The following is a 13,858-nucleotide window of genomic DNA, read 5'->3' on the forward strand; positions in this document are numbered from 1 at the left end:
CAATGCGCCGACCTCAGTCTCCCCAGAAGTGCTCGCGGTCGTCGTCCGCCTTGGCCGCCGCCTCGACGGCGGCGATGGCCTCGGGGTTGCCGTGGAACTTGCGGTAGCTCCACACCAGCAGTCCGACCGCGAGCGCCGCGGAGCCGAACTGCGAGATGCTCGTGGCCTTGCCACCGGGCAGCCACCAGCGGTCGGCGACCGGCCACCAGCCCGGCACGTCCGGGCCGACGAACCACAGCACGCCGGCGGCCGCGATCAGCGCGATCATCGTGGAGCTGGCGATGATGCGCGGCCAGGTCTCGACCGAGTTCGCGGCGCCCTTCAATGCCTCCCGCTTGATCGGCTCGACGCGGCGCTCGGCCCACTCGTACTGCTGGGAGAGCAGCACGATGCCGCCCGCCATCATCAGCAACCCCGGGCCGGGGAGGATCAGCGCGGCGATGCCCGCGACCAGCAGGGTCCAGCCCGCGATCTCCAGGCCGATCCGCTTGACCGCGCCTTTCATGGGATGAGCCTGCCAGAGGTGGGCAACCCGATCAGCCGAACTGCTGCAGGTAGGCGCCGCCCTCGTCGCTCAGGTTGCCGTGCGCCTCGGCGATCCGCGCCCACCGCACCGACATCCGCGCGAAGCGCAGCGGGTTGTAGACGTCCTCCTCGCGGGAGAACAGGCCGTCGCCGGCGTAGGTCATGATCGTGAGGTTCGGCTCTTCGAGGTGGGTGCCGTCGCCGGGGTCGGGCATCAGGTTGCGCACCTCGCAGATCAGCCGCGAGGTCGGCGCGTCGACGACCTGCCAGGCCAGCGGGAAGCCCGTCATGACCCCGCCCGGGAACGTCGTCATGGTCCTCGTCGACCAGGCGCGGATCTCGTCGCGGCCGCGGAACGTGCCGAACGCGTGTTCGACGTACTCCGCGTCCTCGGTGAAGTTGTCCGCGAACCCGGTCCAGTCGCCGGTGTCGACGTAGCCCTGCACCCGTCGGTGCACCTCGGCGTACGCCTCGGTGATCTCCTCCGCGCTGAACCGCCCCTCGTCCATCGGGTCATCAAACCAGAACGTGTTCTAGTGCGGGTCGGGATAGTCCCTGACGTCTGTGCCTGTGGAAACGCCGGTTCCGCAACCCGAACGTCAGGGACTATCCCAACACGGCGGAGGTACGCCGCGACACCAGCAGCGCGGCCGCGGCGAGCACGCTGGTGAGCGAGAGCACCGCGACGAACGGCGCCCACTGCGACGCCGGCCCGACGGTGGTGAACACCAGGCCGGTCAGCGAGATCGCGGTCGCGCCGCCGACGGCGTCGGAGATCGACATCGCGGCGCTGTTGCGGCCCTGGTCGCGCTCGGACGACGCGGCCAGCACGACCGCGGAGATGCGCGGGAACATCAGCCCCATCCCGGCGCCGGCCAGCACCCAGGCTGCGCCGATGAGCACCGGCGTCAGGTGCAGGGCGGTCGCGGCGAGCTCGCCGCCGATGCCGGCGAGCAGCAGCGCCGCGCCGGCGCGCAGCGCCGCGTGGTCGCCGAGCCGCGAGCCGAGCCGGGCCTGCACCTGCGAGGCGCCGGCCCAGCCGAGCGCGCCGACGGTGAGCGTCGCCCCCGACAGCCACGGCCGCACGTCGTAGTGCTCCTGGAGGAGGTAGGGCAGGTAGATCTCGGAGGAGAAGAACGTCGCCGCGATCGCGCCGCGCAGGGCGACGACGGCCGGGAGTCCACGGCGTACGACGAGCGTGCCGCCGGGCAGCAGCGGGCGGACGGCGACCAGCACCACCACCAGCGCGAGTGCCGCCGCCGCGAAGCCGAGCGCCGCCTCGGCCCGGCCCGCTAGGTCGAGCGCGACGACCGCGCCGGCGACGACGGCCGCCAGCGCGAGGCGGCCGCGCGTCGCGACCGAGGAGCGCTCCGGGTTATCGGCGATGCTGCGCAGGGCCGGCACCAGCATCGCGGTCGCCGCCACCGCGAGCGCCACCACGCCGAGGAACACCCAGCGCCAGCCGAACGCCTCCTGCACGACGCCGGCCACGCTCGGGCCGACCATCGACGGGATCACCCAGGCCGCCGCAAACGCGCCGAAGATCCGGGGGTGGTCGATCGGCGCGTAGATGCGCGCGACCACGACATACAACGCCACGGTCATCGCACCGCCGCCCAGGCCCTGGAGGAACCGCGCCGCCACGAACAGCTCGATGCCCGGCGCCAGCCCGGCGAGCAGCAGCCCGCCGGCGAACACCGCGACCGAGGCGAGCAGCGGCAGCCGCGGACCGCTCCGGTCCGACCACAGGCCGCCCGCAACCATGCCGACCACGCTCGCCGCCAGCGTCGCGGAGAACGCCGCCGAGAACCACGCCCGGCCGTCGAGGTCCGCGCTCACCGACGGCATGATCGTCGTGACGGCGAGCGCCTCGAACGCCGCGAGGAAGACCAGGCTGACCATGCCGACGGTCGCCCAGCGGTAGGCAGGGGCGAGCAGGGCGGTGATCACGGGGTCAGTGTCGTCGACGGGATCGATGACATCCTCGGGGCGGTCGGTCAGGGTCACGTGGCGAGAGTAGGAGTTGAAGTGCAGTTGAGCTCAAGCGAGTTCGACGAGGCGGTCGTCACCCATCGTCGCGAGCTCCTGGCCCACTGCTACCGGATGCTGGGCTCGCCCCACGACGCCGAGGACGCGCTGCAGGAGGCCCTCGTCGGTGCGTGGCGCGGCTGGGAGGGCTTCGAGGGCCGCAGCTCGGTGCGCACGTGGCTGTTCCGGATCGCGACCAACGCGTGCCTGAAGCAGGCGCAGCGCCGGCCCGCCCGCGTGCTGAGCAGCGACCTCGGACCCGGCTTCACCCAGACCGCCGACCTCGGGTCGCCCGACACCGAGCACCTGTTCGTCGAGCCCTGGGCCGACGAGCCCGACGACGCGGGCGACCCTGTCGCGGCGTACGCCCGGCGCGAGAGCGTCGAGCTCGCCTACGTCGCCGCCCTCCAGCACCTGCCGGCCACCCAACGTGCGGTGCTGCTGCTGCGGGAGGTGCTGCAGTTCTCTGCCGCCGAGGTGGCCGACCTGCTCGAGACCTCCGTCGCGAGCGTCAACAGCGCGCTCCAGCGCGCGCGGGCGACGCTGGAGGCGCGGGGGTCGCAGCAGGCCGAGCTCGCGGCGCTCGGCGACGACGGCGTACGACGCCTCGTCGAGGAGTTCGTCACCGCGTGGGAGGCCGCGGACGTCGACCGGCTCGCGGCGATGCTCACCGACGACGTGCGGTTCACGATGCCGCCGCTGCCCGCGTGGTTCGACGGCCGCGAGATGGTCGTCCGATTCCTCGCCGAGCGGCTCTTCGAGACGCCCTGGCGCCTCGAGCCGCGGACCGTCAACGGCCAGCCGGGCTTCCTCTGCCACCAGCTCGTCGACGGCGTCTGGCGCCCCGGCGCGGTGAACGTGCTGGCGCTGCGCGGCGGCCTCGTGGCGCACGTCGCGGGGTTCGTCGACCCCGAGGTCGTGAAGAAGTTCCCCGCGGACCGATGAGTTCGGGTCGGTCGGTGTCCTCTGCACGTGTGTAGGAACCACGACACAGAGGAGAGCCCCATGAGCAAGATCGTCGTCGCCACCATCATCAGCGTGGACGGCTACACCGAGGGACCCGGCGGCAACGTGATGGCGATGCCGATGGACCACGCCTTCAACGAGCACAACGCCGAGCGGATGCGGGCCGCGGGCCGGATCCTGTTCGGCGCCACCACCTACCGCGGCATGTCCGGCTTCTGGCCGACCGTGGTGGGCAGCCCGGAGCTCACCCCGGGCAGCAGCTACATCGCCCAGCGCTACGCCGACGGCATCCCGGTCAGCGTCGTGTCCGACTCGCTCACCGAGGCCGACACCGGCGCATGGCGGGACCAGACCACGATCGTGCGCCGGGCCGACGCCCACGACCACGTGGCCCGGCTCCGTCAGCAGGACGGCGACGACGTCCTCGTCTTCGGGAGCCGCACGCTCTGGGGCGACCTGCTGGCCCACGGCCTGCTCGACGAGCTGCACCTGATGGTCGGCCCCTCCATCGTCGCCGGCGACGTGCCGGCGTTCGCCGGGGTGCCTGCGTCCGGGCTGAAGCTGCTCGACGTACGCCGCTGGGACGGCTCGGACAACGTGCTGCTGAGCTACACGACCGCCTGAGCCGCGCGACTGCCTGCGACCATGTGACCCGTGCGCACGACGGAGCTGGTGCTGGTCGTCGTGCTCGCGGTCGAGACGGCGCTCCTGCTCACCGTCGGATCGCTGTGGCTGGTCGGCCGACGTACCCGGCGCCGGCTGCGGGCCGAGCTCGAGCAGGCGCGGTCGCCGCGGACGGCGCGACGCCCGCCGCGGCGGCTGGTGCCGACGCCCGACGAGGCGGTCAAGGCCGTGTGGGAGACCGTCGACCGGGTGCGGGAGAAGGGCCTGGGCGGCGCGATCCGCAGCTCGATCGACGACCTGGCCGGCTGGGCGCAGGTCGAGCGACCGGCGCTGGTGCGCCTGGCGGGGGCCGACGGCAGCGTCGCGATCTTCTTCTCCGACATCGAGGGGTCGACCGAGCTCAACGAGCGGCTCGGCGACAAGGAGTGGGTGCGGCTGCTGGCCCGCCACGACGCCACCGTGCGGTCCGCGATCGAGCGGCACGGCGGGCAGGTGGTCAAGGCGCAGGGCGACGGGTTCATGGCGGCGTTCGGCGAGCCCGAGCCGGCGGTGCGCAGCGCGATCGCGATCCAGCGGGCCTTCGAGCGCGGCCGCGGCAAGGGGAAGGCCGCGGTGCTGGTGCGGATCGGGCTCCACTACGGCGACGTCGTGCACCGCGACAACGACATCTTCGGCCGCCACGTGGCGCACGCGGCGCGGGTCGCGGCGCTGGCGGACGGCGGCGAGATCCTGGTCAGCGAACCGGTCGCCGACGGGGTCGCCGCGTGCGACGACATCGCGCTGACCGAGCCGCGCGAGGTGCAGCTCAGGGGCCTGGCCGGCGAGCACGTCGTCTGCGCGGTGGACTGGGTGGCGTGAGCGCGCCCGTTGTGCGTCGACTGACCCCATCTGCAGGTCGGGAGCGCTCCCGAACCTGCCAAATGGGTCACTCGACGTGAACACGCTGCCGCCCCATGTCAGGCTGCGCGGGTGAGCGAGCCGGCGGTCCCCCGACGCGGGCGCCCCGGCCACGACCAGGCCGCGGTGCTGCGGGCCGCGATCGACCTGTTCAACCGCAAGGGCTACGACGCCACGAGCATCGGCGACGTCGCCGACGAGCTCGGCGTCACCAAGTCGGCGGTCTACCACCACGTGCCGAGCAAGGAGCACCTGCTCTCGGAGGCGCTCGACGAGGCGCTCGTCGAGCTCGAGGCCACGGTCGACCGCGCGGCCGAGGCCGACGGGTCGGCGTACGAACGGCTGCGCGGGGTGGTCCGCCGCAGCGTCGAGGTGCTGGTCGACCACCAGCCCGCGGTCACCCTGCTGCTGCGCGTGCACGGCAACAGCGACACCGAGAAGGCCGCGCTCGAGCGGCGGCGCCGCATCGACACCCGGCTCGCGAACCTGGTCGGGCAGGCGGCCGAGGAGGGCGCGCTCCGCGCCGACGTCGACGCCGACCTGGTGAGCCGGCTGCTGTTCGGGATGGTGAACTCGCTGGTCGAGTGGTACCGCCCGTCCGGCCCGGTCGACGTCGAGCAGCTGGCCGACGCGGTGACGGCGATCGCCTTCGAGGGCCTGGCGGGGTAGTCCGTGACGAAACGGCCCTCAGATCGCGCGTCCGGGGACCGTTGAGTCTCGGACTACCTCAACGCGCGGCTCCGACCACGCAGCTCGGCGATCACCGTGTCGCCGCGGCGGACCGTGACGTCGTAGATGCCGGACCGGCCGCGGAGGACTCGCTCCTCGGCGGTGGCGACCAGGGCGTCGCCCTCGTACGCCGGCTCGAGGAAGGCGACGTCGAAGCCGGCCGCGACCGTGGCGACGCCGCGGGAGTTGCAGGCCAGCGCGAACGCGCTGTCGGCGAGCGCCGCGACCAGGCCGCCGTGGGCGACGCCGTGGCCGTTGACCATGTCGGGACGCACGGTCATCCGTACGACGGCGTGCCCCTCGGCGACCTCGACCAGCTCCATGCCGAGGGCACGACTGGCCTCGTCGGCCGCCCACATCTCCTGCGGCGTCATGCGTCGTAGTCCACCGTCACGGCGGCCCCGACCGGGTACGACTGGCAGGTCAGCACGAACCCGGCCTCGACCTCGGCCGGCTCGAGCGCGTAGTTGCGGCGCATGTCGACCGCACCGGACGTCACCTTGGCCCGGCAGGTGCCGCACACCCCGCCCTTGCACGCGAACGGGAGGTCGGCGCGGGTCGCCTGAGCGCCGTCGAGGACGGTCCGGTCGCGCGGCAGTGCCGCGGTGGTCGACAGGCCGTCGAGCACGACGGTCACCTGGCTGGTCTCGCCGCTGACCTCCTCGGCAGCGCGGTGCAGCTCGGGCGGGGGCTCGTCGACGTAGAAGAGCTCGAAGTGGACCCGCTCGCGCGGCACACCGAGCTCGGCCAGCACCTCGCGCGCGTCGAGCAGCATCGCGTGCGGGCCGCAGAGCCACACGTGGTCGAAGCGGGTCGCGGGCACCAGCGCGGTCAGCAGCCGGCGCAGCCGGCCGGCGTCGAGGCGACCAGAGAACAGCTCGACGTCGCGCGGCTCGCGGCTGAGCACGTGGACGAGCTGGAGCTGGGGACCGTAGCGGTTCTTGAGGTCGGCGAGCTCCTCGGCGAACATCACCGACCCGGTGGTGCGGTTGCCGTAGAGCAGGGCCACCTCGCCGTCGTTCGCGAGCACGGTCGAGGCCACCGACAGCATCGGCGTGATGCCGGACCCCGCCGCGATGCACAGGTGCCGACCGCCCCGGAGCAGCGCCGGGTCGGGGCAGAACCTGCCGCCGGGTGTCTGCACGTCGATCCGGTCGCCGGGGCGTACGTCGCGGACCAGCCAGCGCGAGAACAGCCCGTCGGGGATCTCGCGGACGCCGACCCGCGGCCGCGACCCGGCGGGCGCGCTGATGGAGTACTGCCGGCGCTGCTCCACGCCGTCCACGACCCGGCGCAGCGTGAGCGACTGCCCCGGCGTGAAGGCGAACTGGTCGGACAGGTCGTCCGGGATCTCGAAGGTGACCGCGACCGCGTCGTCGGTCAGTTCCTCGACCTCGGCGACGGTGAGGGTGTGGAACGTCGCGCTCATCGACCCGCCTCGGTCGGTCCGCTCCGAGACGCGGTGGGGTCCCAGCCCCGGCTTGCGCGGTTTCGAGACGGTCGCTGCGCGACCTCCTCAACCAGCGACGTTGGTTGAGGAAGGCGCGCTAGCGCCTGTCTCGAAACCTCCGCAGCGAAGGCACCCGCTCGACCGGCGTCGGTGGCGACCACTCTCAGATCTCCTTGACGTGCTCGAACGGCTCGAGGCAGTCGGCACAGCGGTAGAGGGCCTTGCAGGCGGTGGCGCCGTACTCCGAGGTGAGCTCGGTGCGCGCGGAGTCGCAGCGCGGGCAGGTCACCGCCCGGGCGGTCGGCATCAGGGTCAGGGGGATCGGGCCGCCGGGGCGGGGCGCGGCCCCGGGCGCGGAGAGGCCGTGGTCGCGCAGCGCCTGGCGGCCGCGCTCGGTGATCCAGTCGCTCGACCAGGCCGGGCTGAGGGCGATCTCGACCTGGGCGGCGTAGCCCGCCTCGGTCAGCCGGTGCACGAGGTCGTCGCGCATGGTCGCCATCGCGGGGCAGCCGGAGTACGTCGGGGTGATCGTCACCGTCACCCGCCGCCCGTCCTCACGCACGTCGCGCAGCACCCCGAGGTCCTCGAGGGTGAGCATCGGCATCTCGGGGTCGGTCACCGAGGCCGCGACGGCGTACGCGCGGCTCACCACTGCCCCCTCGGGTGCGCGCGGGCGACGACCTGCATCTCGGCAAGCATCCGCGAGAGCGCCTCGGTGTGCCCGCGCCCGGTCATCGGGGCGACGTCGGGCCGCTCGACGCCGGACACCGCGAAGACCTGGTCGAGCACGACGTCGACCTCGGGCCCGGCGTCGTAGGCGCGCGCGAGCTCGGCCTGGAGGGGCCAGAGCCCGGTCAGGCCGGCGAGCAGCCGGCGCCGTGACTCCTCGGTGCCCTGGGCCAGCGTCAGGAACCACCGCCCCGCGTAGTCGCGGTGATAGGTGAGCTCCTTGACCCCCTTGGCGGCGATGGCCGCGAGCACCGGGTCGGCGTGCGTCGCGAGCCGCTCGAACGCCGCGAGGCGGACCGTCGCGAACAGCAGCAGCCGGGCGACGGTGTGCGCGAAGTCGCCGTTGGCGACTTCGACCATCCGCACGTTGCGGAAGTCGACCGCCTCGCGGAAGAACGCCAGCGCGTCCTCGACCGGCACCGGCGAACCGTCCGGCAGCGTCGGCACGACCGACGGGTCGGCGGCCGCGGCCCGGGCGAGCAGCAGCCGCGCCTGGCCGAGGAGGTCGAGCGCGATGTTGGCGAGCGCGATGTCGTCCTCGAGGTCGGGCGCGTTGCTGCACCACTCGCTCAGGCGGTGCGAGAGCACGAGCGCGTCGTCGCCCAGCGCGAGGCAGTACGCCGCCAGCTCGGCGGCGTCGAGCTCGGACGGCACGGTCGTGTCGACGCCCGCGAGCGGGTCCTCGAAGTCCGTGCCGAAGGCCCACTGGGAGGTGTCGGTGCCGAGCAGGCCGTCGTAGACGCTGCCGTGCTCGTCGTTGGGGTCGGGGGTCTGGTGGCTCATCACAGCGCCGTCACATGTGGGGGACGTCGTCGGGGATCGTGTAGAAGGTCGGGTGCCGGTAGACCTTGTCGCCGGCGGGCGCGAAGAGCGGGTCCTTCTCGTCGGGGCTCGACGCCGTGATGTCGGCCGCCTTCACCACCCAGATCGAGACGCCCTCGTTGCGCCGCGTGTAGACGTCACGCGCGTGCCGCACCGCCATCTCGTCGTCCGCCGCGTGCAGCGACCCGACGTGCACGTGGTTGAGGCCGCGCTTGCCGCGGACGAACACCTCGTAGAGCGGCCACTCCTTCTCTTGCGTCATGTGCCTTCCCTTCCGGGGTTTCGAGACGGTTGCTGCGCAACCTCCTCAACCACCGGAGCCGATGCCTCTCCCACCGTGCGCTTCGCGAAGGCCGTCGCAGCCTCTCTCACCCAGGCGCCGTCCTCGTGGGCACGGCGACGGTGGGCGATGCGCTGGGCGTTGCACGGGCCGTTGCCCTTGACCACCTGCATGAACTCCTCCCAGTCGGGCTGGCCGAAGTCGTGGTGGCCGCGCTCGTCGTTCCAGCGCAGGTCGGGGTCGGGCAGGGTGACGCCGAGTGCCTCGGCCTGCGGGACCGTCATGTCCACGAACCGCTGGCGCAGGTCGTCGTTGGTGTTGCGCTTGATGCCCCACGCCATCGACTGCGCGGTGTTGGGCGAGTCGGCGTCGGGTGGGCCGAACATCATCAGCGCCGGCCACCAGAACCGGTCGACCGACTCCTGCACCATCGCGCGCTGCTCGTCGGTGCCGCGCATCATCGTCATCAGCAGCTCGTAGCCCTGCCGCTGGTGGAACGACTCCTCCTTGCAGATCCGGATCATCGCGCGACCGTAGGGGCCGTACGACGTCCGGCACAGCGGCACCTGGTTGCAGATCGCGGCGCCGTCGACGAGCCAGCCGATGGTGCCGACGTCGGCGTAGGACAGCGTCGGGTAGTTGAAGATCGAGGAGTACTTCTGCCTGCCCTCGATGAGCATCTCGGTCAGCTCGGCCCGGGAGACGCCGAGCGTCTCGGTCGCGGAGTAGAGGTAGAGCCCGTGGCCCGCCTCGTCCTGCACCTTGGCCAGCAGGATCGCCTTGCGGCGCAGCGACGGGGCGCGAGTGATCCAGTTGCCCTCGGGCTGCATGCCGATGATCTCGGAGTGCGCGTGCTGGGCGATCTGCCGGACCAGCGTCCTGCGGTAGCCCTCGGGCATCCAGTCGCGCGGCTCGATGCGGTCGTTGCGCGCGATGGTGCCGTCGAACGCCGCCTGCAGCTCGACCTCGTCCTCGGTGGCGGTCACGGACCCTCCCGGTGGCTGACGACCTGCTCCTGACCGGTCGGCCGTCTTTACTGACCGATCGGTCTGGAAATCATGACATCCGGCCGCGCCGGTCGCAAGCGTGCGTCGCTCGCCGTCGATCACACCTCATCACGGTTCATAACGAAATCTCTTAGTCGTCCTGATAGTTTGTGATCGTGGACCCCATCGCGAACCCCTACCGCCCCGGCGCCGGCCGGCGGCCGCCGGTGCTCGCGGGCCGGCAGCCGCTGCTCGACTCCTTCGAGGTGGTCCGCCAGCGCGCCGAGACACTGGGCGAGGGCGACCGCAGCTGGATCCTCAACGGACGCCGCGGGGTCGGCAAGACGGTGCTCCTCAACGAGCTGTGGACCCAGGTCTCGGGGCGCGGCTGGATCTCCGCGAAGGTCGAGGCCAGCTGGCACGTGCCGTTCCCCGTGGTGCTCGCCAAGGCGCTGGTGCAGGCGATGCGTACGGCGACCGGCCGGCACCCGGTGCCCAAGCTGCGGCGGCTGCTCGGCGTCTTCCAGGCGTTCTCGCTCAAGGTCGACCCGGCTCTCGGCCTGGTCTCGCTCGGCGCGGACGTCGACCTCGTGAAGGGCGTCGCCGACACCGGCCGGCTGGGCGACGACCTGACCGCCCTGCTGCAGGTGCTCGGCGAGACCTCGGCCGACCTCGGCATCGGCACGCTGCTGCTGGTCGACGAGCTGCAGGAGGCGAAGCCCGACGAGCTCACCGCGATCAACATGGCGATCCACCAGCTCGGCCAGGGGCCGACGCCGCTGCCGGTGATGCTGGTCGGCGCCGGCCTGCCCTCGCTCCCGACCCAGCTGGGCGAGGCGACGAGCTACGCCGAGCGGCTCTACGACTACCGGGCGATCGGCCTCCTCGACCCGCCCTCCGCTCGCCTCGCGCTCGCCGGCCCGACGTCCGACCTCGGCGTCGCGTGGGAGGACGACGCTGTCGAGGCGGCGCTGACCCGGGCCGGCGGCTACCCCTACTTCCTCCAGGCCATCGGCAAGCACGTCTGGGACTCCGCCCGGACCTCGCCGATCACGCTCGAGGACGTCGAGGTGGGGCTCCGGTTCGCGCGCGAGGAGCTGGACGACGGCCTGTACCGCACGCGCTGGGAGCGGGCCACGCCCGCGCAGCGAGCGCTCCTGCGGGCGCTTGCCGTGGAGGGCGGCGACGAGCCGGTCACGATGGCCGAGCTCGCGGCGGCGACCGGGCGCAAGAAGACCACCGACCTCTCGGTGGCCCGCAACGAGCTGATCAAGAAGGGCCTGGTCTACCCGCCCGAGCGCGGCTTCATCGCCTTCACCGTCCCCGGCATGGGCGAGTTCATCCTGCGCCAGGAGTGAGCGCCGCCGAGGATTTCCTGACCGATCGGTCTGCAATAGGGTCGCAGTCATGACGCGCAAGCTCGAGAGCTACGCATCCGGTCGCTGGTTCGCCGCCGAGGACGACGGGCGACCCCTCCTCGACGCGAGCACCGGGGAGGAGGTCTTCCGGTTCTCCGCGCAGGGGCTCGACCTCGGCGAGATGACGGCGTACGCCCGCACCGTCGGCGGTCCGGCGCTGCGCGCGCTGACCTTCCACGAGCGGGCCGGCCTGCTCAAGGCGCTCGGCAAGCACCTCATCGAGCACGTCGCGGAGTTCCACGAGCTCTCGCTGCGCACCGGCGCCACCAAGGGCGACGGGATGGGCGACATCGAGGGCGGCATCGGCACGCTGTTCGCCTCCGGCAGCGTCGGCACCCGCCAGCTGCCCAACGACACCGTCTACCTCGACGGCGACCCGATCCCCCTGGGCAAGGGCGGCACGTTCCTCGGCCAGCACGTCTTCACCAGCAGGCCGGGCGTGATGGTGCAGATCAACGCGTTCAACTTCCCGGTCTGGGGGATGCTCGAGAAGCTCGGGCCGGCGTTCCTCGCCGGCCTGCCGACGATCGTCAAGCCGGCCGCGCAGACGTCGTACGTCACCGAGGCGGTCGTGCGCTCCATCGTCGAGTCGGGACTCCTCCCCGAGGGGTCGCTGCAGCTGCTGATGGGCAGCCCGGCCGGCCTCCTCGACGAGCTCCAGGTGCAGGACCACGTGGCGTTCACCGGCTCCGCCCACACCGCGGGCCTGCTGCGCAACCACGCCAACGTGCTGCACGGCGGCGTCACCCTCGGCGTCGAGGCCGACTCGCTCAACTGCTCGATCCTCGGCCCCGACGTCACGTCCGACGACCCGGAGCTCGACCTGTTCGTCAAGGGCGTCGTCACCGAGATGACCTACAAGGCCGGCCAGAAGTGCACCGCGATCCGGCGCACCCTGGTCCCGGCGCCGATGGTCGACACGGTCATCGACGCGCTCACCGCGCGCCTGGCCCGGACGACGGTCGGCCACCCGGCCGCCGAGGGCGTGCGGATGGGCGCCCTGGTGAGCCTCGACCAGCGCGAGGAGGTCCGCAAGGCGATCCAGTCGCTGCGCGCCTCCGCCGAGGTGGTGTACGGCGACCCCGACCGGCCCGGCAACCCCGACCTCGTCGAGGCCGACGGCGAGCGCGGCGCGTTCCTCGGGCCGGTGCTGCTGCGCGCCGACGCGCGCGCCGTCGAGCCGCACGACGTCGAGGCGTTCGGGCCGGTGAGCACGGTGATCGGCTACGACAGCCTCGACGACGCCATCGCGCTGGCGGCCCGCGGGAAGGGCAGCTTGGCCGGGTCGCTGGTCACCCACGACCCGGAGGTCGCCCGCACCGTCGTCCTCGGCCTCGCGCCCTGGCACGGACGGATCCTGGTCCTCGACCGCGACGACGCCGGCGAGTCGACCGGGCACGGCGTGCCGCTCCCGACCCTCGTCCACGGCGGCCCGGGCCGGGCGGGCGGCGGCGAGGAGATGGGCGGCCTGCGCGGCGTGCTCCACCTGATGCAGCGCACCGCTCTCCAGGGCTCGCCCGACATGCTGACCGCGGTCACCGGCCGCTGGACCAAGGGCTCGACGCGCGCCACGGGGGACGTGCACCCGTTCCGCAAGAGCCTCGCCGAGCTGCGCATCGGCGACACGATCGAGTCGCAGCCGCGCCGGGTCACGCTCGACGACATCGAGCACTTCGCGGAGTTCACCGGCGACACGTTCTACGCCCACACCGACGAGGAGGCCGCGCGGCAGAACCCGCTCTTCGGCGGGATCGTCGCGCACGGCTACCTGGTGGTGTCGCTGGCCGCCGGCCTGTTCGTCGACCCCGACCCGGGGCCGGTGCTGGCGAACTTCGGCGTCGACAACCTGCGCTTCCTCACGCCGGTGAAGGCCGACGACACCATCGCGGTCACGCTCACCGTCAAGCAGATCACCCCGCGCACCACCGCCGACTACGGCGAGGTGCGCTGGGACGCGCTGGTGACCAATGCGGCCGGCGAGCCGGTTGCGACGTACGACGTGCTGACGCTCGTCGCCAAGGAGTGGCCGGCCACGACGTAGGCCGCCGCGTCGTTCGGCGCCGGTCCGCGTCGGTCAGGCGCGGTCAGACGGTATGACGTGACCGCCTCGGCCTGAGGGGGTTGCGGGCCGGGGCCTCTCACATGCATGTACGTGGGTTGTCGGGCAGGAGTGGCCTGCTCGACCTATCCACAGGCATAGGAGGCCCCGGTGATCAAAGAGCGTACGAGTGTCGGGCTGGATGTGCACGCACGGTCGGTGATGGCGACCGGGCTGGACGCGGTGACCGGTGAGGTGTTCAGGCAGCGACTGGTCCCGGCCAGCGAGGTTGTCATCGAGTGGCTGCGCGGGCTGCCGGGCCCGGTCGCCACCACTTACGAGGCAGGGCCGACGGGGTTCGGTCTG

The 13,858-nt window shown here is 72.5% G+C and carries 16 protein-coding genes; 7 read left to right on the forward strand and 9 right to left on the reverse strand.

Annotation, left to right across the window (positions count from 1 at the left end; translation table 11 throughout):
* Positions 1-13: 13 nt before the first annotated feature.
* The 3 genes from G514_RS0120095 to G514_RS0120105 all read right to left on the reverse strand — a co-directional run bounded on the left by G514_RS0120095 (position 14) and on the right by G514_RS0120105 (position 2,532).
* Entirely contained in the window at positions 14-505 is a 492-nt protein-coding gene (locus tag G514_RS0120095) for a PGPGW domain-containing protein (RefSeq protein WP_028653206.1), read from the reverse strand.
* A gap of 31 nt (positions 506-536) precedes the next feature.
* A complete protein-coding gene (locus tag G514_RS0120100) occupies positions 537-1,034 on the reverse strand; it encodes a nuclear transport factor 2 family protein (RefSeq protein WP_028653207.1) in 498 nt (165 codons plus the stop codon).
* A gap of 97 nt (positions 1,035-1,131) precedes the next feature.
* Positions 1,132-2,532: an MFS transporter gene (locus tag G514_RS0120105; RefSeq protein WP_211222193.1), complete on the reverse strand. Its 1,401-nt coding sequence runs from the start codon at positions 2,530-2,532 to the stop codon at positions 1,132-1,134.
* 27 nt (positions 2,533-2,559) lie between these two features.
* Between G514_RS0120105 and G514_RS0120110 the strand changes: the two genes are divergently transcribed.
* The 4 genes from G514_RS0120110 to G514_RS0120125 all read left to right on the forward strand — a co-directional run bounded on the left by G514_RS0120110 (position 2,560) and on the right by G514_RS0120125 (position 5,709).
* A complete protein-coding gene (locus tag G514_RS0120110) occupies positions 2,560-3,498 on the forward strand; it encodes an RNA polymerase subunit sigma-70 (RefSeq protein WP_051247884.1) in 939 nt (312 codons plus the stop codon).
* Between the two features lie 60 nt (positions 3,499-3,558).
* Positions 3,559-4,143, forward strand: a complete 585-nt coding sequence (locus G514_RS0120115; RefSeq protein WP_028653210.1) for a dihydrofolate reductase family protein — start codon at positions 3,559-3,561, stop codon at positions 4,141-4,143.
* 30 nt (positions 4,144-4,173) lie between these two features.
* Complete coding sequence (locus G514_RS0120120; protein ID WP_028653211.1) at positions 4,174-5,001, forward strand: adenylate/guanylate cyclase domain-containing protein; 828 nt, start codon at positions 4,174-4,176, stop codon at positions 4,999-5,001.
* A gap of 111 nt (positions 5,002-5,112) precedes the next feature.
* On the forward strand, positions 5,113-5,709 hold the full coding sequence (locus tag G514_RS0120125; protein WP_028653212.1) for a TetR/AcrR family transcriptional regulator: 597 nt from the start codon (positions 5,113-5,115) through the stop codon (positions 5,707-5,709).
* A gap of 53 nt (positions 5,710-5,762) precedes the next feature.
* On the opposite strand, the gene paaI is transcribed toward G514_RS0120125, so the two are convergent.
* The 6 genes from paaI to paaA form a co-directional block, all read right to left on the reverse strand.
* Positions 5,763-6,143, reverse strand: a complete 381-nt coding sequence (paaI, locus tag G514_RS0120130) for a hydroxyphenylacetyl-CoA thioesterase PaaI (protein ID WP_028653213.1) — start codon at positions 6,141-6,143, stop codon at positions 5,763-5,765.
* Positions 6,140-7,198: a 1,2-phenylacetyl-CoA epoxidase subunit PaaE gene (gene paaE, locus G514_RS0120135; protein WP_028653214.1), complete on the reverse strand. Its 1,059-nt coding sequence runs from the start codon at positions 7,196-7,198 to the stop codon at positions 6,140-6,142. Before paaE ends, paaI begins: the two co-directional genes overlap by 4 nt.
* A gap of 184 nt (positions 7,199-7,382) precedes the next feature.
* Positions 7,383-7,868: a 1,2-phenylacetyl-CoA epoxidase subunit PaaD gene (paaD, locus tag G514_RS0120140; protein ID WP_036565741.1), complete on the reverse strand. Its 486-nt coding sequence runs from the start codon at positions 7,866-7,868 to the stop codon at positions 7,383-7,385.
* Complete coding sequence (gene paaC / locus G514_RS0120145; RefSeq protein WP_036565595.1) at positions 7,865-8,731, reverse strand: 1,2-phenylacetyl-CoA epoxidase subunit PaaC; 867 nt, start codon at positions 8,729-8,731, stop codon at positions 7,865-7,867. The genes paaD and paaC overlap by 4 nt, the downstream gene beginning before the upstream one ends.
* Positions 8,732-8,741: 10 nt before the next feature.
* Positions 8,742-9,032: a 1,2-phenylacetyl-CoA epoxidase subunit PaaB gene (paaB, locus tag G514_RS0120150; RefSeq protein ID WP_028653217.1), complete on the reverse strand. Its 291-nt coding sequence runs from the start codon at positions 9,030-9,032 to the stop codon at positions 8,742-8,744.
* Positions 9,029-10,036: a 1,2-phenylacetyl-CoA epoxidase subunit PaaA gene (gene paaA / locus G514_RS0120155; protein WP_028653218.1), complete on the reverse strand. Its 1,008-nt coding sequence runs from the start codon at positions 10,034-10,036 to the stop codon at positions 9,029-9,031. Before paaA ends, paaB begins: the two co-directional genes overlap by 4 nt.
* A 176-nt stretch (positions 10,037-10,212) precedes the next feature.
* Here paaA and G514_RS0120160 point away from each other — a divergent pair, with 176 nt between their 5' ends.
* The 3 genes from G514_RS0120160 to G514_RS30770 form a co-directional block, all read left to right on the forward strand.
* Complete coding sequence (locus tag G514_RS0120160) at positions 10,213-11,394, forward strand: AAA family ATPase (protein WP_028653219.1); 1,182 nt, start codon at positions 10,213-10,215, stop codon at positions 11,392-11,394.
* A gap of 49 nt (positions 11,395-11,443) precedes the next feature.
* Entirely contained in the window at positions 11,444-13,495 is a 2,052-nt protein-coding gene (paaZ, locus tag G514_RS0120165) for a phenylacetic acid degradation bifunctional protein PaaZ (RefSeq protein ID WP_028653220.1), read from the forward strand.
* Positions 13,496-13,663: 168 nt separating this feature from the next.
* Positions 13,664-13,858, forward strand: a 195-nt coding sequence (locus tag G514_RS30770) for a hypothetical protein (protein ID WP_028653221.1), incomplete at its 3' end; no start/stop codon positions are given.

The organism is Nocardioides halotolerans DSM 19273, from assembly GCF_000422805.1.
Lineage (GTDB): Bacteria > Actinomycetota > Actinomycetes > Propionibacteriales > Nocardioidaceae > Nocardioides > Nocardioides halotolerans.